This is a genomic window from Fimbriimonadaceae bacterium, from assembly GCA_019638795.1.
In the GTDB taxonomy this organism is placed as follows: Bacteria; Armatimonadota; Fimbriimonadia; order Fimbriimonadales; family Fimbriimonadaceae; genus JAHBTB01.
Map to the genome: position 1 here is coordinate 227,852 of JAHBTB010000002.1, position 22,548 is coordinate 250,399.

Below are 22,548 nucleotides of genomic sequence, written 5' to 3' on the forward strand. Positions count from 1 at the left end.
GACTTCCACGCGGCCCGGAGCCCTTTTGGCTTCCGGGCCGTATCTGTGTTAAAGCATTGAGAACGCGCCTCGCGACCGCCTTCGTTCTCCTCCTGGTGACGATGTTCGCCGTGCATTGCACGGTGGTCTGGCCCGCGCTGGCCTTGGCCGCGTTTGTGGCGTACGCCTGCTCTTGGGAACTGGCCGACCTCGTCGGGGCCACGCCCAAGTGGCCCGTGATCGCCTGCGCCGGGCTGGCCGGATTGGCCCTGGCCGGGCTGTCCATGAGGCTGCCGCCTGCGGCTGTCGGGATTGCGGGGACGGTGGTCGGGGTCGCCGCCCTGTTGCGACGGATCAAGGCCAAAGGCGCGACCGGCACCGACTTTTTCAGTGTCCTTTGGATTGTCGCGCCGATTGTCGCCGCGATGGAACTGCAAATGAGTTCGGCGGCAGCCAGCAAGCCGCACCTGATCGGCCCCAATCTGGTCTTGCTCGCCGCTGGCCCCCTCTGGATCGGTGACACCGCCGCATTGCTCGTCGGCCGAGCCTACGGCAAGCACCCGCTGGCCCCGGCGATTTCCCCCAACAAAACTTGGGAGGGGGCGGTCGCCAACTTCCTTGCTTCTGCCATGACCGGGGCCGTGCTGTCCCTCTTCATCGGGCCCCCGGCCTGGGTCGGGCTGCTGGTGGGCGCCTTGGCCGGGGTGACGGGGCAGACGGGCGACCTTCTGCAGAGCGCGCTCAAGAGATCGGTCAACAAGAAGGACAGCGGTGGCATTTTGCCGGGCCACGGCGGACTCCTCGACCGCATGGACTCTCTGCTTGTCTCATTGCCGTTCTCCGTCCTCCTCCTGGCCGCCCTCCAGCCTCCTGCTTGATGTTTCACGTGAAACAAACGGCCCGCTACGGCCCTAGCCCGCTGTACAATCAGGTCGTCTTCGCGACACGAAGGTAACCGAATATGAGCGAAACCGCCCCGAACACGGGCTATCAGGCCACGTCTGCCGAGCCCAAATGGTATGCCGCATGGGAGCATGCGGGCCTCTTCCAGCCCGACGCCGACACTTCCAAGCCCCTCTTCACCGTCACCATCCCCCCACCGAACATCACCGGGTCACTGCACATGGGCCATGCCTTGTGCTACGGCGTCCAAGACTTGCTCGGCCGGTACAAGCGGCTGCGCGGCTATCGGGTGCTGGTCTTGCCTGGACAAGACCACGCCGGCATCGCGACCCAGGCCGTGGTGCGCAAGAGCCTCCAAAAGCAGGGGATCAGCCCGGGCGCCTTGTCCAGAGACGAGTTCGTCGCCAAGGCATGGGAGTGGCGTCGGGAAAGTGGCGACACCATCCTGAAGCAGTTCCGGATGCTCGGCTGCGCCTTCGACTGGTCACGGCAAAGGTTCACCCTGGACGACGACTACTCAAAGGCGGTGCTGACCACGTTCGTCAATTGGTTTGAGAGGGGCCTGATCAAGCGCGGCCTCCGGGTCGTGAACTGGGACCCTGTCCTCAAAACGAGCGTCAGTGACATCGAGACGGAACGCCAGACAATCCAGGGCAAGCTCTACCATGTCCGCTACCCCTTCGCCGACGGAAGCGGCCACATCACCATCGCGACCACTCGCCCGGAGACCATTCTCGCCGATGTCGCGGTGGCGGTGCACCCAAAGGACGGCCGGTACACCGGCCTTGTCGGCAAGACCCTGGTCGTGCCAGTCGTCGGTCGTGAGGTGCCCCTTATCGCCGACGAGTATCCCGACCCCGAGTTCGGCACTGGCGCGGTGAAGATCACGCCAGGCCACGACCCGTTTGACTTCGAGGTCGGGCAACGCCACAACCTGCCCATCCTCGTCATGCTCGACCCTGACTGCAAGGTGACCGAGCTTGGTGGGCCTGAGTTTCAGGGCCTCGACCGCAAGGAGGCCCGGACGAAGATGGTGGAGGCGCTTGAGGCGGCCGGCGCCCTCGAGAAGATCGAGGACCACGAGATCGCCATCCTGATCAGCGACCGGAGCAAGGACGTCATCGAACCTTTGGTCAGTGAGCAGTGGTTTGCCTCGCAGACCACCTTGGCCGAAGGGGCGATCGCAGCGGCCGAGTCGGATGAGGTGAAGTTCTTCCCGCCCCGGTACAAGGACGTGTACTTGGAGTGGATGCGCAACATCCGTGATTGGAACGTCAGCCGCCAACTCATGTGGGGCCATCGCATCCCCGTCTACTACACCGAGGACGGCACGCCTTACGCCGCCCTGACCTGGGACGAAGCGCAGGTCAAGGCGGGCGACGCAAAGATCGTCCGCCAAGACGACGACGTGCTTGACACCTGGTTCAGCTCGGGGCTTTGGCCGTTCGCCACGATGGGTTGGCCCGAGCAGACCGACGACCTCGCCACCTTCTATCCGACTGACGTCCTCGTCACAAGCCGCGAGATCCTCTATCTCTGGGTCGCCCGCATGATCATGATGGGCCTCGACCTGACCAAGCAGTTGCCGTTCAAGCACGTCTACATCTACGCGACGGTGCTCACCGAGCAAGGCAAGCGGATGAGCAAGAGCCTCGGCACCGGTATCGATCCGTTGGAAGTCATCCAGACCAAGGGTGCCGACGCCCTCCGGTTCGCCTTGTTCAGCCAGACCGGCTTCAACCAAGACCTCCGGTACGGGCCGAGGAAGATCGACGAGGCGCGGAACTTCGGCACCAAGGTCTGGAACGCAAGCCGCTTCGTGCTCATGAACCTGGACGGCTTTGTCGACAAGGAGCCCGAGAGCCTGCAGACCGTCGACCGATGGATCCTGAGCCGGCTTGCCGCCTGTCAAGACGCGGTGACGGCCGGATTCGAAGGCTACGACATCCAGTCGGCGGTCCAAGCCCTCTATGCGTTCTTCTGGTCCGAACTGTGCGACTGGTACATCGAGGTCAGCAAGTCCCGGCTCCAAGACCCAGGGCAGCGCGCCACCCCGCAGTGGGTGCTTGTGCAATGCCTCCGGGCCTTTTTGGTCATGCTGCACCCCGTGATGCCCCACCTGACCGAAGAGGTCTACGCCGACCTCCCGGTGAAGGACAAAAAACAGTTTGTCATGGCCGAGAACTGGCCTACCACCCTGGCCGCCTGGGCCGACCCAGAGGCCGAGGGCAAGGTCGGCGGCTGGATCGAGGCGACACGGGCGCTCCGCGCCCTCCGGGCGGAGTGCGGGGCGTCGCCGATCAAGCAGTTGCCCGTCGCTTACTTCGAGGGTGACCTCGGCGAGGGCCATGAGTTCGTCCGCACCCAGGCTTGGTTTGCCGAACTCAAGCCGCACAAACCGACGGAGGAGCATGTCTCCGCCACCGCCGGTGGCATCGACGTGTTCCTTCCGACGCAGGGCCTCATCGACAAAGACAAAGAGGTGCAGCGCCTGCGCAAAGAGCTTGACAAACTCAACGCCGAGTTGGCGAAGATGGAGGCCCAGTTGGCCAACCCCCAGTTCGTCGAACGGGCAAAGCCGGAGGTCGTCGAGAAGTTACGGGCGAACCTTGCCGACGGCAAGGACCGGGCGGAGAAGGCGACGGCTCAAATCAAGGCGTTTGGCGGTTGACCAAACGGTGAAAGCCGCCTTCCCCTAACCTAAAGGTCAAGGTGCCGTCGCGGTCCGTGCGCAGCACCTTGGCCATCTTTGACGCTCGCTGGAGAGCCTCGGCGGTAGGGTGGCCGTACCGGTTTGTCCGACCACAACTGAAGACGACCCACTGGGGCGAGGTTTGAACCAACCACTCGGTGGATGTCGACGACCGACTGCCGTGGTGGCCGGCTTTCAGGAGTTGCGTCTGCCAGCCGGGTCGGCCATGGAGCCAGTGCTCCACCGCGTCACTGGCGTCACCCGTCAGGACGGCGGTGCCGTCGCCCACTCTGACTCTGGTCAGCATCGACCCGTCATTGTCGCTGGCGACCAGCGAGGCCGGGGCCGTCGTCAATCTGACTTGGGCGACACCGAACGACAAGTCGACAGGGTCACGCACCCAATGGACACGGGCAGGGTCGATGCCGGCATGCCGCAACGTGCCGAGCATGGCAAGGTCCCCTTGGAAATGCGCGGGGACGGCGACCGCACCGACGCGGAAGTGAAAGGTGAGGGCTGCCAGGCCGCCGACGTGGTCGGCGTCGGGATGGGTCAGAACAAGGAGGTCGATGCGGTCGACTGCCAGCCGTCGGAGTTCGGGCACGGCAAGCCGTTCGCCAGCGTCGAAGCCGTCGGTCTTTCCCGCCGCGTCGACCACCATGACATAGCCATCGGTCTGCAACACGGTGCAGTCTCCCTGCCCCACTTGGAGGAAGCTGATTTGGGGCGGCATGTGGCGTCGCGAGACCTCAAGCCCCATGCCGACCAGGCCGACGACGGCCCAGGCGACGAGGAAGTCACGCCGGACGCACCCAGGGTCGCCAAAAGGCCAACGCAATTCCATAGAGCCACGGACACCAGTAGGGAGACAGGGCGGGAACGGGCACGCAGCCGGCCGACCCGGCTGCCGCCGCACCCCGCAGGAGCGCCAGAAGTGGGCCCGATGTGAGCAAGAGGAGGCCCTTGCCCATGACGGGCACGACAAGGCTGACCAGCCAACTGGCCAACGACGCACCAAGAAGGGTCTCGCTGGCGGGTACGGCCACGAGATTGGCGAGGGGCGCCGCCAAGGCGGCACTCCCCGACACCGTGGCGACCACGGGCAAGGTGGCGGCCGTGGCGACGAGGCTGCTCCGCCATGCCGACGTCAACCAGGCCCGGGGGTCGCGGCCTGTCTCCAACGTGGTGAACGGGTCGACAAAGAGCACAAGAGCCCCGACGGCCACCACGGACAACCAAAATCCCACGTCGACGACGGCCCACGGGTCGACGACCAGGGTCGCCAGTCCGGCCGCGGCCAGGGAAGTCGGGCCGTCCGGCTCCCTTCGAAACAGGTAGGCCGAGAGGGCCATGAGAGCCATCAGCACCGCTCGCACCATCGGGGGCCTCAGCCCCGAGGCACAAGCGTAGACGACGAGGAGCAACCCGAGCGCGGCCAGGCTCCAAGTCCGCGGCATCGGGGCTCGCCGGGCCAACCAGGCCAGCATCCCGGCGACAAGGACGACGTGCACACCCGACGTCGAGACGACATGGACGATGCCGGCGCGCACCATGTTGACGTGGTCGGCCTCGTCGATCCCCGACGTGACGTTGAAGGCGATCCCGTCCACAAGGGCGGCGTCCTTGGGCGGCAGGGCTCCGTCGACAAAGCGCCGGAAGCTGTCCCGCACGGCAAGGCCCCAACGCCCGACGAACGGGCCTGCCGAGACCACCTCGACGCCGCCCACTGCCTTGATGTGGCCGACGGCACCCCGGGAGTCACCGCTACCCTCGAACAGCGGGCCCAGTTCACCTCCGACTCGCACCGTGTCACCTAATGACACGTCTTGGCCGTCCGGGACCGTCAGGGTGAATCGACCCTGCCCCGTGTCGAAGAGGCACCGACGTTGGCCTTGGGAGATATCGGACGGCACACTGGCCACGCGCCCGGTCAGAAAGGTTGGGTGCCTCTCCCACACAAGCCTTTCGGGAGGAACCGGACGGAGCAGCCAGCCCATCCCCAGGCAGACCAATATGATCACCCGGCTCCGACGGTCGGGGAGGCACCAAAAGAGGGCGACGGCACCCAAGGCGTGCCACGGGACGAACCCAGACGTCAGCCCCACGCAGAGGGCGAGGAACGCGACCACGATCGGCCGACGGGCCAGTTGGTCGCGCATGGGGAGGCCTTCTAGTCTCGACGGGGTGGGCGCACGCCGACGCGTAGGTCGGTGAACAGGTTCTCGCGAGCCATGTCGTTGAGAACCTCGGTGACCTGCAGGCGGCGCATGCGCAGTTCCTGGGCCCAGGCCGATCCGGCGGCGGCGACCCAGAGAGTGCCGTGGTCATAGCGGTCGGGAACGCACTTTTCCGCGAGGAAGGGGCCGACCGCCTCCTCCCAGCGCCGCATGACCATTTGGGCGCGCGCAGCCCGCAAGAGTTCAGGGCTTGGCAATGCGCCAGACAACACGTCCGAGAGCCTCTTCATTCCTCCTCCAGCCGTCCGGATCGTACCCGGAAGACTTTGGCCGTGCGCAGGAGTTTTGCACCCGCTTGTTCAGCCTCGGTACAGGTGACGAACACCTGGCCGCCCGCGTCGAAGGCGACCTCCATCAGGTGGGCGCGACGCCGGTCGTCCAGGTCGGAGAAGATGTCGTCCAAGAGCAACATCGGCGGGAAACCGAACGTGCGCACGGCGAGAGCGAGGACGGCAAGCTTGATCGCGACGACAGCGGTGCGCTGCTGGCCCTGACTGCCGAAATGACGCGCCTCGGCCCCACCCACGAAGATGTTCAGGTCGTCGCGGTGCGGGCCGACACCCGTCGAACCACGGTGGACGTCGTGGCCTCGGCCAGAGGCAAGGGCATTGGCGAGGTCGCCTTCGTCGTTGGGCCGGTACGACAAAGAGAGCACTTCGCCGTCCCCAAGCACCGCGTGACGTTCGGACGCCAGTCCTGCCAGTTCCGCGACCCACGCGGAGCGGTGTCCGCGCATGGCCTCACCGTGGTGGGCGAGTTGGTCCTCCCAGACTTCAAACGCAGTGGAGTCCACGTAGCTCTCCTGAGCACGCCGGAGGAGGGCGTTGCGCTGCTCCAGCGCCCGCTTGTAGATCGTCAGGTGCTTGAGGTAGGCGGGGTAGACCTGGCTGAGTTCGGTGTCCAGGAGATGACGGCGGTCGGCAGGCTCACCGGAGACGACGGCGAGGTCTTGCGAGCTGAAGCTGACCGATGGTAGGCGGCCGATCAGATCGGCGGCCCGGGGTAGGGCCACTCCGTTGACCAAGGCACGCTTGCGTGTACCAGGTTCGATCCCGACGCGAATGGTCGTGCCGTGTGGGGCCAAGTCAGCTTCGACACCAGCACGAAGTTCTCCATGTCGGACCGCCTGGGCCTCGCGCGACCCACGCAACAGGCGTCCCGTGGAGAGGAGGTACAGCCCCTCCAAGAGATTCGTCTTGCCCTGGGCGTTGGGCCCGACGATGAGGTTGACACCTCGGTCCGCGTTCAAAACCACCGCGCCTAAGTTGCGGAAGTCCTGGTAGCGCGCCGACGTGACCGTCACGCCGTCCACAACGCTTCTCTCTTCAAACGGGTGTTCTTTATCAAACCTGTTGTTCTTATTAGGGTGTTGGCACGTGTGGAAAACCAGATGGACGCCAGCATGACGACCTTCAAAGAGCCCGGCACTCTGGTTCGAAACGGTCCGAGCAGCCAGCCTTGCCCAAGTGGAAAAGCATGTGGGAAATGATCATGTTTGGCGGGGTTTCTCCCCGTCGCCCGGTTCTCCAATCGGTCCCCCACTCTTTCCCCTGGTTTCACACCAGCTTGTGCATACGGCCGTACTTCATCACGACGGCCTCCATCTGGTAGAGCGGATGGACGTTGGGGTTCGGTTCTACCCCGATGCGGTTTGCAAAGGGAAACCAGATGTCACGGAGGCTTTCCGTCTGGGTTTGGGCGGGGAGTTCGGGGAATCGGTCGCAGAGCCGCTTGATCGCGAAGTACTCCTGAAGGGTCATCTTGCGTAGGTCGCCCACGGTGTCCTCGAAGCGGTGGACGCCGTAACGGTGCGGCGCCGGCGTGAACGAGTAGAGGTTCCGCGGTTCGTGGACGACGACGGTTCCGGCGACGATGTCTCCGATCCGCTGGCTCCGCGGGTTGGTGAAGATCGAAAGGAACCCGGCCAGATAGAGGCCGGGGAGGAAGTCGCCGATGCGAAGGAGGTTGCGAAAGACGGCGGCCGGGAAGGTGACCGGGGTGCCGTCCACCATCATCACCCGCAGGTTCATAAGGCTCTTGCCGATCGTCTTGCCACCCCACAGTCCCTCCAGCAAGGCAAAGTAGAGGTACAGGCCAAACGTGAAGATGAGGGCGATGGCGACCCCGGAAAGCTCCGGAGTTGCGGCGAGGCCAAAAGCCGCCGCGACGGCGACCAGGTAGAGCAAGATGAGGGCGAGGCCCACATCGATGAGGTGGGCGATGATCCGGGTCCCCAGGCTCGCCAGACGGTAGCTGACCACGACCTTCTCGGGGGTCAAAACCATATGCTGGTCGGTCACGTGTATGATCGTACACGCATGATCGTTCCGACCAAACGCTTTTGGGCCCTGGTCGCCTTGGGCATTCCGATGGCCTTGGTCGGGGCGGTCGTGCCTGGTTTCGAGAAGTTCGTTCTGCCCTACGACGTGGGCATCTTCGGCCTCTTGCTCATCACGGGTCTCGTCGCAAAGAAGGGCGACCCGCTGGTCGTGAAGCGGGAAAGCGACCCGATCCTCAGTGTCCGCGTGCCCAATGCGGTGAAGCTGTCCCTGGAGAACACCAGCCAAGCACCGGTGGTCGCCGAGGTGCGTGACGAGCCTCCGGGCTCGGCAGAGGCCAGCCAGACCGACTTCAAGATGACCTTGTCGCCCGACCGCCCCGAGGAGGTCAGCTACACGATCGTCCCCCGGGAACGGGGCGAGCAGGACTTCGCCGGCACCCACGTCCGTTATCTCGCCCCGCTAGGGCTCGCGTGGGTGCAGAAGGTGCTGCCCACCCAAGAGACCGTGCGGGTCTATCCGAATGTCAAGGCGGTCAAGGAGTTTGACCTCCTGAAGCAGCGCGGCAAGCTCAACATGCTTGGCCTCAGAAGGACGCGCCACAAAGGGCTGGGCCAGGAGTTTGAGTCGCTGCGCGACTACAACGAGGACGACTACCGGACGATCGACTGGAAGGCCAGCGCCCGGCGCGGCAAGCTGGTCGTGAAGAACTTTGAGACCGAAAAGAACCAGGCGGTGATCGTGTGTGTCGACCTCGGGCGGCACATGATGGCAGAGGTCGACGGCGTCCGCAAACTCGACCTGGCCCTCGACTCAGCCCTGATGCTGATGCACACCGCGGAACGTAAGGGCGACCAGATCGGGCTCCTCGCCTTCAACGACGTCATCAAGGCCTATGCGGCCCCCCGCAAAGGCCGTGCCCAGGTCGCGGCGATCCTCGACCGCGTCCACGACGCCCAGGCCGAACCCGTCCAGCCGAACTACGCCGCCGCGTTCACCTACCTCGCGAACCGGTGGAAGAAGCGGTCCCTGCTCGTCGTCTTCACCGACGCCGAGAACGAAGACCAGGCCCAAGACTTGGTCAGCTCCCTGGGGCCGATCCACCGGCGCCACTTGCTGATGGTCGTCCGGGTCGCCGACCCCAAACTACGCGAACTTCGGGCCCTGCGGGTGCAGGACGACCGGGACATGTACGCGAGGACGGCGGCCCTGTGGTACGCCGCCGACCGCAAGAAGGCCGAGTCGGTGTTGCGCGCCGCTGGGTTCCACACCCTTGAGGCCGAGCCGCAAGACCTCGCGTCCGCCCTCGTCGGCGCCTACTTGCGGGTGAAAGAACTCAGCCTGATTTGACCGGCGCCCTGAAGGTCAAGTAGCTGAACCCTCCGGCGGGGACGTCAACGACCACCTTGGCGGTTTCAAGGGCGTCGAGCGCCACGGCCTTGGCTGGGCCGTCGTTGACGGACGCAGACGCCTTTCCGGCCAGACCCGCATAGTGCAAGGGGACTTTGATCTCCCGCTTCACCGCCGCGTCGGTCGGGTTGAAGACCACGAGCATCGCCTTCTCCCCGCCGCGCGGGTTCACGTGCAGGGCGTAGTCGATGTCCCTCCCGTCCGCGCGGCGGAGGTGGATGATGTCGCCCTCCAACACCTCGCGGTGCTTTTTGAACCATTGCACCCACTTGACCACGACCGCCTTTGTCTCGGGCGCGTCGTAGAGCCTCGGGCCGCGGTAGCAGGCCTGGGCGCCGTAGGCGAAGTTGTTGATGAGGTGCCGCTCATAGTCGGCCAGGTTGTCCTTGAGCGGTTCGATCGTCGCCGCCGCGCCTCCACCTTGGTACTCCGTGAGCGGCACGAAGGTCCAGCCCATCGTCGGCGACTTGGTCCAGGTCCCGTCAAAGAGGTTTTGCCGGTTGTGGATGTGTTGTTGGGCGCGGGGCAGGCTCCAGTTGGTCTCACGGTAACCCATCCCGGTCTTGTTCGAGCCCGCGAGCATGTACCAGTCGGGGACGTTGAGATAGATCCCCCGTGCCCGGCACCACGCATAGAAGCCCGTGATCTGCCGCCATTGCGTCCACTGGCTGTCCTCCAGGCCCTGGTGGCCCGGGTGGTTGGTGCTGGCGCACAGGTCGCCCGGGTAACTGCCGTCATGCTCCAGGAGGTCGAACCCGGTCCGCTGGAGAAATGTCTGCACCTTGCGGAAGTACTCCTCACCCCATTCGCTGCCCAGGCACGGGGAGTTGCCAAAGATCGCCCCGCCGGTCTTCCCCGTCTTGGGGTTGATGACGTCGTTGCGGTCGTCGATCCGCCGGCTGGCCAGCAGGGAGTAGCCGCCGACCCTGAGCCCCCGTTCGTGGCCATAGTCGGCCAACTTCTTGAATTTCAACAAGTTGTCCTCGGAAAAATTCTCCATATCAAGGCCGCTGCCGAAGGAGAAGATCACCATTTCAAACCCACATTCGGCGGCCTGGTCGATGCTGGCCCTGGCCTTCGCGTCGTCGGTGGTGGTCAGGTGGAGCATGATCGGGCTCTCCGCCGTCCACGGGGCAAGGAGCCGGTATGCGCGCCGGAGGGCGAGGCCACGCCGCTCCCGCTCTGTCGTGTCGTAGAGCAAGAGGAACGAGCGGTTGCTCGCCCACTTGCCTCCGGGTGGGACGATCACCCCGGGTCCGACGGGTGGTTCGCTGGTCAGCAGGCACGGGGTCTGCAGGCGGTAGTTCACCTGGGTGGTGTACGCGGGGTCCTCGCTCCACTTGCGGGCCCGGTTGGCTTCGCCCCCGGCCATGCCGCCGAACGAGTAGTCGCTCAACAGTTCGAGGTTCGGGTACGTCCAGCCCGCCGGGGTGTCGACCTCGCTCTGTGCCTCGGCAAGGGCCAAGACTTCGCTTTGGTACCCGTCGATCCGGACGGGGGCCTGTCCGACGTTGCGCAGCACCAGCTTCTTCATCATCGCGGGGGCGCCGTCGTACAGTTCGTAGGCGACGTCGACCAACAACCCGGGATGCCGCGGGTGGGTGAAGGACATGGTGAAGGCGCAGCCGCGCGGTGGCCATGGGCCCGCCGCCGGGCGGCCCTTGGGGGTCCAGTCGAACGGCTTCTCCGGGACGGTGAACTGGACTCTGAGCAACTGGAACGCCTCGGGGTCCGGCCTCATCGCGTCGAGCCACGACGGGGTGAGGTAGGCCCGGTCGGGTTGTCCGGTCATCCCGCCGACCGGCACCTTTGTGCCGTTGAGGGTCAACGTCGCCTCGGGCGAAGCGGCGCGGAGGAACTCGTGGCCGCCCGTCCGTTCTTGCAGGCTGTAAGTCGTCACGCCTGGGCCAAGTCGGAATGTGCGGCGGACGAGGCCGTTGTCCAGCGTGACGTCGAGGGGGCCGGGGCCGTGGTACGCCTTGGCAAGCTCACGGGGGTTCTTGACCAGCCAGTCGCCGGTGGCCACGGTCGCCTCACTGAGCTTCGGCAGTCTGTCCAGGGTCGCCTTGATCTCGTCCATCTGCTTCGATTGCCCCCATGGCGACACCGCCAGAGCCAGGCTGAGAAGGGTAATGTTGGTCGTCATGGCGAAGTCCCTCCACGATTATGTCCAGGCAGCCCTGGAGGTGGTCCGGGAGGTCGGCGTCGACGACCTGCCCGCCCTTTCGGACTACTGGCTGATGGACGTCCGGGAACCCGATGAATTTGCCGCCGGGCGCATTCCCGGGGCGAGGAACTACCCCCGGGGCTTTCTCGAGGTCCGTGCCGACTTGGAGCACTACAAACGGGACCCGGACTTGGCCGACCGTTCGCAAAAGATCGTGCTCTATTGCGGGGGCGGGCACCGGAGCGCCTTGGCCGCCCAGGTGCTTCAGGAGATGGGGTTCACCGACGTCGCCAGCCTGCGGGGCGGGTGGACGGAGTACACAGGCCGCGGCCTTCCGGTCGAAAAATGACGGGACAACTCCGCGCCCGGTCGCTCGGCGACATGCTCCGTGACCGTTGTCAGGAGTACGCCGACCGCACAAGTCACTTGGTCACCGCCAAAGGGAGAGACCAGGCGACGACATATCGTGAGCTGTACGACAAAGTCTTCGAGTACGCCCGGGCCCTGGACTCCCTAGGCCTCCAGAAAGGCGACCGGCTTGTCATTCTCGGCGAGTCGTGCTTCGAGTGGGCGTTGACCGACTGGGCGGCGCTCTCGCTGGGTGTCGTCACCGTGCCGATCTACCCCACCCTGCCGCCCGACCAAGCCACCTACATCGCTGACGACTGCGGCGCGAAGGTTTCCGTGCTTCTGGAAAGTCGGTTGGCCCCGAAGCTGCCGGGCCGGGAAGCCGTCTACCTGCGCCCCTCCGACGGTGAGCCAGGACTCCTTGACGCTGCCCAAGGTTCCGGAATGGACAAGGCCGCTTGGGAGGCGCGGATCGACGCCGTCGGACTCGACGACACCGCGACGTTCATCTACACGTCGGGCACCACCGGCCAACCCAAAGGGGCGGTGCTCAGCCATCGGAACTTCGTCTTTTTGTGTGAGAACATCAAGAGTTCGCTCCCCGTCGATGAGACCGACACCTTCTTGGTGTTCCTACCCTTGTCGCATGTTTACGAGAGGTTTGCCGGTCACATCTTGCCGGTATCCGTCGGGGCGCGGATCGTGTACGCGGGCAGTCTCGCCTCGCTCGCTGGCGACATGGTCAAGCATGAGCCCACTGTCATGCTGTGCGTCCCCCGGTTCTTGGAGAACATGAAGTCGCGCATCCTAGACGGGGTCGAAAAGCAAAAGCCGCTACAGAAATGGCTCTTTAACCTGGCCTTGGAGCAAGGTGTGGCCCGGGCCAAGGGCAAGCCTGCCCCCTTGTTCGGCCTGACCGACGCGTTGGTGGGTAAGAAGATCCGGGCCAAGACCGGCGGCCATATCAAGTTCTTTGTCTCGGGTGGTGCCGCCTTGCCCACCCACGTGGCCGAGTTCTACATGGCGTTCGGCCTCCTCGTCCTTCAGGGCTATGGCCTGACCGAGACGACCGCGGCAAGTTGTCTGAACCACCCCGACCGGAGCAGGTACTGGACGGTCGGCGAACCCATCCAAGGTGTCGAGGTGTCACTGGCCGGAGACGGCGAGATCCTCATCCGTGGCCAGTCGGTGATGTCGGGCTATCACAACCTGCCCGAGGCCACCGCCGAGGCGATCGACGCCGAGGGCTGGTTCCACACCGGCGACATCGGTGAATGGGAGGACGGGCGGATCAAGATCACCGACCGCAAAAAAGACCTCCTGGTGTTGGGCAATGGAAAGAACGTCGCCCCTCAGGCCGTGGAGAACGCCCTGAAGGAGAGTCCTTACATCAACGAGGTCGTGCTCTTTGGCGACGGGATGGAGTACTGCTGCGCGCTGGTCGTGCCCGACTTTGACCGGCTCAAGACGTGGCTGGGCCAGCAAGGACTCAAGGCCGCCGACCTCGCCGAAGCGGTGACGCTGCCTCCCGTGAAGGAACTGCTCAAGGGCGAGGTCGACAAGGCGAACAAGAAGCTCGCTGACTTTGAGAAGGTCAAGAAGCACGTCTTGCTCGGCCGGGCCTTCTCGGTGGAGGGCGGCGAGTTGACCCCGAGCCTGAAGGTGCGGCGGAAGGTCGTCAAGGATCTCTACGCCGACGAGGTCAAGAGTATGCAACGCGGTTGAGGCGATGCCCCGTAGCCTCCTGATGGGACTACAATCTGGGTGAACGTGTTGGAACAGCAACTGAAGCGACTGGGCGAGGACGAAGCCGCACAAGTCATCCGCCGTGCCTTGGAGATCCAGGGTGAGCCGGGCACGGTGAGCCTCGACGAGTTGCGCCAAGTTGCCACCGAACTCCGTATCGATCCGGACGCTCTGGAAAAGGCCCTTGCCGAGCGCTTGGCCGACCAACCCCAGCATGCGCCAGGGGGTGCTGCCGGCGAGATCGTCACACTCTATCGGACAGAGATGGAGCGGAGTTGGCAGGGGGGAGCTTCTGCTTCGCATATCGAAGCGTTGTTGACCGCCATCGGTGGGGGCAAGGCGATGTGGGCGACCCCAATCGGCCAGCGTTCGGTTTGGACATCCAAGACGGCACTGGGGCCGGGCTATGGCGAGATCTCAGTCGTCCAGGCCAACGGCGTGACGACCCTTTCGGCCAAGGCGTACAACTGGCCCGCGGTGCTTACGGGATTTGTCACGTTTCCCATTTGGCTCGGGATCGTCTCTAAGCTGATTGCAGACCGCTACTTTTACGGCGGGCCTTCGCCAGAGAACCTGTTCTTCACTCTTGTCGCCGCCTCTCTGACCGCACTGCTTTGTCGAGGATTTGCCCGTAGGGCCGCCAAACTGAAGCTGGACGCTATCGAAGCTTCGCTCAAGGGAGCCGCGCGCAAGTGACGCTGTCCTTTCGCACCGTCCAGGTCACCAAGAAGTTCCCCCTCCGCATCAGTCGCGGTCTTTCGACCGGCTCGACCAACCTCTACGTGTCCGTGTCCGACGGCCGCCACACCGGGGTCGGCGAATGCGCTCCCGGGACAGGCTTCGACGAGACCTTGGCCGCCCTTGCCCAAGAGCAGCTGAAGGGTCTCGGCGACATCGAAGGCCTGAGCATCCATGCCGTCTACGCAAAGGCGGTGGCCGCCGGGATCGACGCCGGCGCGGTCGCCGCCCTGGACATCGCTTTGTGGGACTTGCTCGGCAAGCAAGCGGGCATGCCGCTCTACCGGTTGTTCGGGCTCGGCAAGCCGACGGTGCCGACAAGCGTCACGATGGGGATCGAGACGCCCGAGGTCGTGTTGGAGCGCGTTCCCGAGCTGCTGAAAGACAATAACGGCCGGGCTCTAAAAATCAAGCTGGGCAATCCTGCCGGCATCGAAGCCGACAAAGCCTCCTACGAGGCGGCGCGGTCTGTGGCCGACGGTGCCCTGTTGCGGGTCGACGCCAACGGTGGTTGGTCGCTCGCCGACGCCAAGCACATGGTCGATTGGCTCTCCGAATGTGGCTGCGACTATGTCGAGCAGCCCCTGGTGCGTGGGGCCGAAGATCAACTTCCCGAATTGTTCGCTTCCCGTAAATTGCCGATTTTCCTGGACGAGAGCATCCGCGTCGCCGCCGACGTCGCTCGGTTCGCCGACCGGTGCGACGGCGTGAACCTGAAGCTGATGAAGACCGGAGGCCTCACCGAGGCGCTCCGGTTGGTCGCGGTGGCGCGGGCCCACGGGCTGGGGACGATGATCGGCTGCATGGGGGAGAGTTCGGTGAGCATTGGTGCGGGAGCCCATATCGGGGCGCTGTTCGACCACATCGACCTCGACTCCCATTTGAACTTGGCCCCGGACCCTGCCGTCGGCCTCACCGTCGAAAACGGACTCGTCATGCCCAGCGACCGGCCCGGTTTGGGCGTCGAGTTGGTAGATTCATAGACCCGTGCTCAAGCCCGAAAACCGGCTCGCCCTCTACTGCGAAGGTGGCTTCGAGGACAAGACCGCCAAAATGGCGGTCGGCGTCCTGCGCTACAGCCCCAACGACGTGGTGTGCCTGGTGGACTGCCGGCACGCCGGCGAAGACAGCGTCCCTCTCACCGGGGTTCCGCGCCGTGTCCCCGTCGTCGCCACGGTCGCGGAGGCGGCAGGCCTGGGTGCGGACACCGTCGTCCTCGGCATCGCGCCTCCGGGCGGGCTCGTCCCCGAATCATGGCGACCGGTCCTTGACCAAATGGTCAGCCTTGGGTTGAACGTTGTCAACGGGCTCCATGAGCGGCTGGCGCCGCGCTATCCTGGCGCGAAAAGTTGGGTCTGGGACGTCAGGCAGGAGCCGCCGGGCCTGTCTTCGGCCAGTGGCCAGGCACGGCTGCACAACGGGGTACGTTTGCTGACGGTCGGCACCGACATGGCGGTCGGAAAGATGACGACCGGCCTGGAGGTCCTGCGTGAGGCGCAGTCACGGGGGATCTCGTCGGCGTTCGTCGCCACCGGCCAAATCGGCATCGTCGTCAGCGGGGCGGGTGTGCCTCTTGACGCGGTCCGCGTCGATTATGCGGCGGCGTCCGTCGAGCGCGAGGTGACCCGGCACATGGACAAGCAGTTGATTGTGATCGAGGGCCAAGGCTCCCTTGGCCACCCGGCGAGCACCGCGCCGCTCCCTCTTCTCCGCGGGTCCATGCCCACCCACCTTGTGATGTGCCACCGGGCGGGGATGGAAGTCATCCCCCGCCAACCGTGGGTGAAAGTGCCTCCGGTCGAGAAAGCCATCCAATTGGTGGAGGACCTCGCCGAGGCGGTGGTCGCATTCGCCCGACCCCGCACCGTCGCCGTCGCGCTCAACCCTGGCTCTCTGACCCGTGAGGAGGCCGGTGCCCATGCCCGGGAACTGGAAGACCGGTTGGGCATCCCCGTCGTCGACGTCTTGCGCGACGGGGCCGGACGGATCGTCGACGCCCTGGGTGTCGCGACAAGCGGCCCTTAGATCAGAAGAAGCGCTTCCACCAATCGACGATCTGCCCGAGCCGGTGCACCCGCAGGTCGGGCGGTCCGTTGCGGCTCATGCCGTGGCTTGTGCTCGACGGGTAGCGCACAAAGCGGGTCTCGACGCCCCTGGTCTTCAAGATCGCGAACACCTGCTCCCCCTGTTCGACGTTGCAACGCAAGTCGCCCTCGCTGTGGATGATGAGCATCGGCGTGTCCGCATTGTCGAAGTGGCTGACCGGCGATTGGTCCCACAAGACCTCGATGTCCTTGTACGAGCCCCAAGACTTGCCGCCGAAGTAGCCGTCCCGGTTGAGTGGATAGTCGCTGTTGCAGCCGGCGGAAAGCCAGTTGAAGACGCAGCGGTCGGTGATCGCGGCGCGATAAGCGTCGCTGTGGCCGACCGCCCAGTTGGTCATGTAGCCGCCGTACGACCCGCCCATGATGCCGACCTGGCCGCTCTTGATGAACGGCTGGTGTTGGGCCCAGTGGGTGACAGCCTGGACGTCCGCCCAGTCCTTGTCGCCCCATTTGCCCCGGATCGCCGCGCAGAAGGCTTCCCCGTATCCCTTGCTGCCCCGTGGGTTGCTGAAGACCACGACGTAGCCTTCGGCGGCGAGCACTTGGAACTCATGGAAGAAGGCTGTCCCATATTGGGCATGGGGTCCGCCGTGGACTTCGATGACGCAGGGGTACGTCTTCTTGGGGTTGAAGTCGGCCGGCTTGACCACCCAGGTGTGGACCTTGACGCCGTCGGTGGAGTCAAGCCACATCTCTTCGACGGGGGCGACCTTCACCTTCTCAAAGTATTCCTGGTTGAAGTGGGTGAGCGTCTTCACCTTGCCGCCGACCAAGACACCTGCTTCGGTCAGGCTGCCAAAGTCGGCCACGGCCAGTCCCCGGACAGAACCGTCCTTACTGCTGGGCCCGACGTGGAGGGTGTGGACGCCCTCGGTGAGGAGCTTGACTCCGCCCTTTTTCGCGTCGACCTGGCCGACCTGGACGGAGCCGTGCCACCCGACCATGACGGTCAGGGCCTTGCCGTCGGGGGTCCATTCCAAGAAGGCCCCGCCCGCCGCGCTGGTGTCGGTAAGGGTCATCGTGGCCAGGCAGTAGTCGTCCTTGTCGGTGAGGCACCTTTGGTCGCCTCCCTCTACGGGGGCGGTGTAGAGCCGGATGTTCCGGACACCCCACGGGTCGGACTTGTCGTGGTCCCCGAGGAATGCGACCGTGGTCCCGTCGGGAGAGACGACAGGCATGAACTTGTTCCCGGCGAGGAGCCCTTTCAGCATCTTCGCCTTGCCCTTGAGCGGGACGTGGTACAGCTGGTCGTCGGGCGGGGTCAAGACGGGGTCCTTCTCCGCCGAGTGGCTGACAATCAGCCCGCTGGAGTCGGGGAGCCAATCAAAGCCATAGTCGCCCATCGAGGCTTCGTCATAGAGCAACTTGTGCTTGCCGGTCTCAGCGTCGACGCAGTACAACTTGTAGCGCTGACCGCCAAAGTAGCCGTCGCCGTCCTCGCGGTACCAGACGTCGTCGATGACCCAGGGAGGCGTGCTCAGGCCCTTCTCCTCCCGCTCTTTGGCGGCCTTTGTGGTGCGGTCCGGATGGGTCTCGCGGAAGGAGACGACGAGGTGCTTGCCGTCGGGCGACCACTTGAACGCGCCGACGCTTCCTTCGGGGAACTGGGTCAGCTTCGCCGCCTCGCCACCGTCGACCGCGATCAGGTGGATTTGCGCCGTCGGCTTCTCTCGGCCCGAGACAAACGCGACCTTCTTGCCGTCTGGTGACCAACGCCCGTGGCCTGCTCCGCCTTCGCCCTGGGTGAGCTGCTTGACCGCCCCCGTGGCGACGTCGACCAAGAACAGGTTGTTGACGACTTTGTTCTTGTCGTTGACGACCGATTTCGTGACCAGCAAGGTCTTACCGTCCGGAGACACTTGCGGGTCGGAAACAAGCTGAAAGAGCGCCAAGTCCTCGGCTTTGATCGCGCGGCGGGCCATCGCCGGACTTTACCTTTGGCGGGTCCGGCGGCCCCGACCTCGGGACGGAAGGTATTACAGGATGACTTTGTTCAGCGGGTACTCGACGATGCCCGTCGCCCCGGCCTTCTTCAGCGCCGGGACCAGGTCACGCACCTCCCGCTCGCTGAGGATCACTTCGGCGGCAAGCCAGGAAGGGTCGCTGAGCTGCGAAAGGGTCGGGTTCTTGAGCGACGGCAAGACGGCAAGGACCGCGTCCTTCTCGGCGACGGGGATGTTCATCTTGAGCCCCACCAACTTCGTGGCGTTGATCGCGCCGGTCAGCAGGATCGCCATGGAATCGAGCTTCTCCCTCTTCTCTGGGTCGTCCCATACCGAACGGCTGCACACAAACCGGGTGGTGGACGTGAGAAGGGTGTCCATGATCCGAAGTTTGTGGGCGCGCAGGCTGGAGCCCGTCTCGGTGTTGACGACGATGGCGGGGACAAGGCTGGGGACCTTGACCTCGCAAGCCCCCCAACTGAACTCGACCTTGACGTCAACGCCATGGTCGGCGAAGTACCGCTGGGTCATGCGGACGTACTCGGTGGCGACGGTCTGCCCGGCGAGGTCTTTCGCTGTCTGGTACGGGCTGTCCTCGTGGACGGCGAGGACCACCCGGATGGGGTTGCTCGTCAGCTTGGAGTAGCGCAGTTCGCAAATCTCGTGGAGGTCGGCCTGGCAGTCGGTGATCCAGTCGTGGCCGGTCAGCCCCGCGTCGATGACGCCGTCTTCGATGAAGCGAGGGATCTCCTGGGGCCGGAGCAAGACCGGCTCGATCGTCTCGTCGTCGATGATCGGCTGGTAGCTTCGGCTGGCGGTGCGGATGGTGAACCCGGCCCGGCCGAACAAGCTGTAGGTCGCCTCTTCCAGGCTGCCCTTGGGAAGTCCGAGCCGCAGTCGCATGTCGGCCACAAGGTACCCATGGGAGGGGTCGCGGGCCGGTCCTTTGGGTTGGCCCGGCCACGAGGGCCGACCACTACTGCCACAATCGCAGATATGGTCACAGTCCGAGTCTTCGTCAACCTCAAGCCGTCGCTTTTGGACTCAGCCGGCCGGACGGTGACCGGTGCGCTGCACAAGTTGCAGTTCGACGAAGTCGCCGACGCCCGGATCGGCAAGACGATCACCCTGAAGATGGAGAAGTTCGACGAGGAGCGGGTCAAAGCGATGTGCGCGAAGCTTCTCGCGAACCCGGTGATCGAGGACTACACCTACGAGGTCCTGAATTGAAGGTCGCCGTCGTCCAGTTCCCCGGCAGCAACTGCGACCAAGACGCCCTTTGGTCGTTGCGCGAGGACGTCGGCGTCGCGGCCGAGTACGTGTGGCACGACTCCACCTCGCTGGCCGGGTTCGACGCGGTGTTTGTGCCCGGCGGCTTCACCTACGGTGACTACCTGCGATGCGGCGCGATGGCGGCGACGGCCCCGGTGATGGACGAGGTGCGGCGGTTCGCCCGCGAGGGCCGGCCCGTCGCCGGTATCTGCAACGGCTTCCAGATTCTGTGCGAGGCACACATCTTGCCCGGCGCCCTGATGCAGAACGTCAACCAAAAATTCTTGGGCCAGGACTGCTATCTGAAGGCGGTGAACCGCACAAGCCCGTGGACAGAGCGTGTCGACGGCGTCATCCGTGTACCCATCGCCCATATGGAGGGCCGGTACGTCGCCGACGCCGAGACCCTGGCCCGACTGGAAGGCGAGGGCCTCGTGGCGTTCCGCTATGTTTCGCCGGAGGGAGAGGTGGCCGACCAGTGGAACCCCAACGGGGCCACCAACGCCATCGCCGGCGTCGTCAACCCGGCCGGAAACGTCCTTGGCATGATGCCCCACCCCGAGCGGGCGACGCGAAAACTACTGGGTTCTGACGACGGTCTGGCGGTTTTGGCGGCCTTTCGGACGTTGGCACTGAACTAACGCCGCCTCGAAAACGACCTATAATGTACGTGACGCCTATGGAGATCCGACGCGCCCTCGGGTTCTTGGTGATGGCGGCCGCCACGGTGCCGGCCTTTGCCCAAGACGCCACCGCCGCCCAGCAAGCCAAGCCCGACCCGAATGTCAAGGTCATCGGACGCTTGGGCCAGGTCGTCGACGCCACGAGGATCTTCCGCAACCGCAACATCAAATCGCGGACCCTGTCGAGCACCAAGCTGTACCAGTACCTGGTCGTCAACCCGACCGACAACCAGGAGTGGCTTGCGGTCGTGATGTCGGACGGGAGCACGGGCTACATCCTTTCTGACCGTGTCGCCCAGCTACCGTATGACGTCACCGCCGCCGCGACTCCCCAGCGGGGGGGCAGCTTGCCGAGCCGGAGTGGCTCGCCTGTCCGCACGGGCAACGGCCAAGACGCCCAGCTCAAGCAGGCGATGCTCAACTACAGTTTCAACTACATCGGCACCAAGTACGTTTGGGGCGGCACCGACCTCAAGAACGGCATCGACTGCAGCGGCTTCGTGATGAAGCTGTTCGGCAAGATCGGGGTCGACCTGCCGCGCACCGCCGACGAGCAGTCGCGGGTCGGCACGCCGGTCGAACGATTTGAAGACTTGCAACCAGGCGACCGGCTGTCCTTCTGGGAGTCCAAGCGCGGCAAGGTCGGGCACACCGGCATCTTCCTCGGATTCTTCCCGGACGGTGGCGCCTACTTCATCCACAGCAGCGGGACGCACCACGGGGTCGCGACCGACGACCTGCGGGAAGAGAAGTGGCGCAAGATCCTCGTCGCCGCCCGGCGGGACAAAGCAGGCAAGTAACCTATAATTGGTGGAAAATCCACCACGCTGTGGGTAATATTCCTCCGTGATCGAGCGGTTCGCCGAAACACGCGTCCGTGAGGCGCTTGCCGACACGCCAGTCGTCGCCTTGGTCGGCCCCCGGCAGTGTGGCAAGACGACCTTGGCCCAGGCGGTGCGACCCGAGCCGTACGTGACCCTGGACGACGACGTCGCCCTTGACCTGGCCCGCACCCGCCCGGCCGCTTTCGTGGCCAGCCATGCCCGAGGCGCCCTGATCGACGAAGTCCAACGCGCCCCCGGTGTGTTCCGCGCCCTCAAGTCGCTGGTTGACAAGGACCGCTCTCCGGGAAAGTTCCTCGTCACCGGTTCGGCGAACCTGCTGCTCCTTCCCAAGCTGGCCGAAAGTCTGGCGGGCCGGATGGAGACCATCGACCTCTGGCCCCTCTCGCAGGGGGAAGTAGAAGGCCGGCGCGAGGGTTTTGTCCCGTGGGCGTTTTCCGACGAACCGCCCGAACCCATTGACCCTGCCGTCGACTGGCGCGACCGCCTGAACCGGGGCGGGTTTCCCGAGCCGGCCCAGCGGGAAGGTGCCGCACGCCGTGAGGCATGGTTCTCGTCTTATGTCCGCGCCCTGGTGGAGCGTGACGTGCGCGACCTGGCCCGCGTGGACGGCGTCGTCCAGTTGCCGCGGCTCTTGCGGGCGGTGGCCACCGAGCCGTATGCCGTGGTCAACGTGACGTCGCTCTCCCGGGTGACCGCGATCCCGCCCTCCACCGTCAACCGGTACCTCTCTCTGCTGGAGGCCGTATATCTGGTGCGCTCGATCCCCGCATGGTCGGGAGGTGAGGCGAGGGTCGCCAAGTCGCCGAGGCTCGCCCTGGTGGACTCTGGTGTCGCCGACTACCTCGCTCCGGGCCAGCAGGAGGCCTTTTTGTCCAATTTTGTCTGCATGGAATTGGTGAAACAATGTGCCTGGCTTGGGGCGGGGCATACCGTCTCGCACTTTCGCTCCGCACGCCAATACGCCTTGCCGGTGGTGGTCCAGGGGCCCGGGGGCAAGTGCGTCGGCGTGTCAGTGGTCGCCGACAAGGCGGTGGCGCCAGCCGACTTCCAGGCCCTGCGGTTCTTTCAGGCCATCGCCGGGCAGGCCTTGGCCCGGGGGGTGGTCTTCTATCTGGGCGACACGGCCCAGGCCGGAGGCGACGGCTTGTGGGCGTTGCCCTTGTCGGCACTGTGGCGGACCTGACCCGCCGGATAGACTGAC

General features: G+C 65.0%; 20 protein-coding genes. 12 read left to right on the forward strand and 8 right to left on the reverse strand.

Going from position 1 to position 22,548, the window contains the following annotated elements; translation table 11 throughout:
- The first annotated feature begins 56 nt into the window (after positions 1–56).
- A complete protein-coding gene (locus KF857_04525; protein ID MBX3111253.1) occupies positions 57–857 on the forward strand; it encodes a phosphatidate cytidylyltransferase in 801 nt (266 codons plus the stop codon).
- A gap of 83 nt (positions 858–940) precedes the next feature.
- Positions 941–3,553 carry a valine--tRNA ligase gene (locus KF857_04530; GenBank protein ID MBX3111254.1) on the forward strand — a complete coding sequence of 871 codons (2,613 nt, stop codon included), beginning with the start codon at positions 941–943 and terminating at the stop codon, positions 3,551–3,553.
- Here the strand turns inward: KF857_04530 and KF857_04535 are convergent.
- The 5 genes from KF857_04535 to KF857_04555 all read right to left on the reverse strand — a co-directional run bounded on the left by KF857_04535 (position 3,534) and on the right by KF857_04555 (position 8,111).
- Positions 3,534–4,418 (reverse strand): MBL fold metallo-hydrolase, encoded by an 885-nt coding sequence (locus KF857_04535; GenBank protein ID MBX3111255.1) that lies wholly within the window; start codon positions 4,416–4,418, stop codon positions 3,534–3,536. The genes KF857_04530 and KF857_04535 overlap by 20 nt on opposite strands.
- Complete coding sequence (locus KF857_04540; GenBank protein ID MBX3111256.1) at positions 4,372–5,733, reverse strand: ComEC/Rec2 family competence protein; 1,362 nt, start codon at positions 5,731–5,733, stop codon at positions 4,372–4,374. The genes KF857_04535 and KF857_04540 overlap by 47 nt, the downstream gene beginning before the upstream one ends.
- Before the next feature lie 11 nt (positions 5,734–5,744).
- On the reverse strand, positions 5,745–6,041 hold the full coding sequence (locus KF857_04545; GenBank protein ID MBX3111257.1) for a DUF721 domain-containing protein: 297 nt from the start codon (positions 6,039–6,041) through the stop codon (positions 5,745–5,747).
- Entirely contained in the window at positions 6,038–7,123 is a 1,086-nt protein-coding gene (locus tag KF857_04550) for a DNA replication/repair protein RecF (protein ID MBX3111258.1), read from the reverse strand. The genes KF857_04545 and KF857_04550 overlap by 4 nt, the downstream gene beginning before the upstream one ends.
- Before the next feature lie 244 nt (positions 7,124–7,367).
- Positions 7,368–8,111 carry an RDD family protein gene (locus KF857_04555; protein MBX3111259.1) on the reverse strand — a complete coding sequence of 248 codons (744 nt, stop codon included), beginning with the start codon at positions 8,109–8,111 and terminating at the stop codon, positions 7,368–7,370.
- Positions 8,112–8,129: 18 nt separating this feature from the next.
- Between KF857_04555 and KF857_04560 the strand changes: the two genes are divergently transcribed.
- Positions 8,130–9,440, forward strand: a complete 1,311-nt coding sequence (locus KF857_04560) for a DUF58 domain-containing protein (protein MBX3111260.1) — start codon at positions 8,130–8,132, stop codon at positions 9,438–9,440.
- Here the strand turns inward: KF857_04560 and KF857_04565 are convergent.
- The gene (locus KF857_04565) at positions 9,427–11,646 is read right to left on the reverse strand and encodes a hypothetical protein (protein MBX3111261.1); all 2,220 of its coding nucleotides are present in this window, start codon (positions 11,644–11,646) and stop codon (positions 9,427–9,429) included. The genes KF857_04560 and KF857_04565 overlap by 14 nt on opposite strands.
- On the opposite strand from KF857_04565, the gene KF857_04570 reads away from it, so the two are divergent.
- Genes KF857_04570 through KF857_04590 form a run of 5 tightly spaced genes read left to right on the forward strand, consistent with a single transcriptional unit; the run spans position 11,645 to position 16,524 of the window.
- Complete coding sequence (locus tag KF857_04570; protein MBX3111262.1) at positions 11,645–12,016, forward strand: hypothetical protein; 372 nt, start codon at positions 11,645–11,647, stop codon at positions 12,014–12,016. The two genes, KF857_04565 and KF857_04570, sit on opposite strands and share 2 nt — an antisense overlap.
- Positions 12,013–13,740 (forward strand): long-chain fatty acid--CoA ligase, encoded by a 1,728-nt coding sequence (locus KF857_04575; protein ID MBX3111263.1) that lies wholly within the window; start codon positions 12,013–12,015, stop codon positions 13,738–13,740. Before KF857_04570 ends, KF857_04575 begins: the two co-directional genes overlap by 4 nt.
- A 39-nt stretch (positions 13,741–13,779) precedes the next feature.
- Positions 13,780–14,457, forward strand: a complete 678-nt coding sequence (locus KF857_04580) for a hypothetical protein (GenBank protein MBX3111264.1) — start codon at positions 13,780–13,782, stop codon at positions 14,455–14,457.
- Positions 14,454–15,482 (forward strand): dipeptide epimerase, encoded by a 1,029-nt coding sequence (locus KF857_04585; protein ID MBX3111265.1) that lies wholly within the window; start codon positions 14,454–14,456, stop codon positions 15,480–15,482. The genes KF857_04580 and KF857_04585 overlap by 4 nt, the downstream gene beginning before the upstream one ends.
- Before the next feature lie 4 nt (positions 15,483–15,486).
- Entirely contained in the window at positions 15,487–16,524 is a 1,038-nt protein-coding gene (locus KF857_04590; protein ID MBX3111266.1) for a DUF1611 domain-containing protein, read from the forward strand.
- A 1-nt stretch (position 16,525) separates the two neighbouring features.
- Here KF857_04590 and KF857_04595 read toward each other — a convergent pair whose 3' ends face one another.
- The gene (locus KF857_04595) at positions 16,526–18,526 is read right to left on the reverse strand and encodes a S9 family peptidase (protein ID MBX3111267.1); all 2,001 of its coding nucleotides are present in this window, start codon (positions 18,524–18,526) and stop codon (positions 16,526–16,528) included.
- Positions 18,527–18,580: 54 nt separating this feature from the next.
- A complete protein-coding gene (locus KF857_04600) occupies positions 18,581–19,450 on the reverse strand; it encodes an ATP phosphoribosyltransferase (GenBank protein ID MBX3111268.1) in 870 nt (289 codons plus the stop codon).
- Between the two features lie 93 nt (positions 19,451–19,543).
- Between KF857_04600 and purS the strand changes: the two genes are divergently transcribed.
- Genes purS through KF857_04620 form a run of 4 tightly spaced genes read left to right on the forward strand, consistent with a single transcriptional unit; the run spans position 19,544 to position 22,530 of the window.
- Positions 19,544–19,777 (forward strand): phosphoribosylformylglycinamidine synthase subunit PurS, encoded by a 234-nt coding sequence (gene purS, locus KF857_04605; GenBank protein MBX3111269.1) that lies wholly within the window; start codon positions 19,544–19,546, stop codon positions 19,775–19,777.
- Positions 19,774–20,460 carry a phosphoribosylformylglycinamidine synthase subunit PurQ gene (gene purQ, locus KF857_04610; GenBank protein MBX3111270.1) on the forward strand — a complete coding sequence of 229 codons (687 nt, stop codon included), beginning with the start codon at positions 19,774–19,776 and terminating at the stop codon, positions 20,458–20,460. Before purS ends, purQ begins: the two co-directional genes overlap by 4 nt.
- 38 nt (positions 20,461–20,498) lie before the next feature.
- Positions 20,499–21,302, forward strand: a complete 804-nt coding sequence (locus KF857_04615; GenBank protein MBX3111271.1) for a C40 family peptidase — start codon at positions 20,499–20,501, stop codon at positions 21,300–21,302.
- Between the two features lie 46 nt (positions 21,303–21,348).
- Positions 21,349–22,530: an ATP-binding protein gene (locus KF857_04620; GenBank protein MBX3111272.1), complete on the forward strand. Its 1,182-nt coding sequence runs from the start codon at positions 21,349–21,351 to the stop codon at positions 22,528–22,530.
- Positions 22,531–22,548 lie beyond the last annotated feature (18 nt).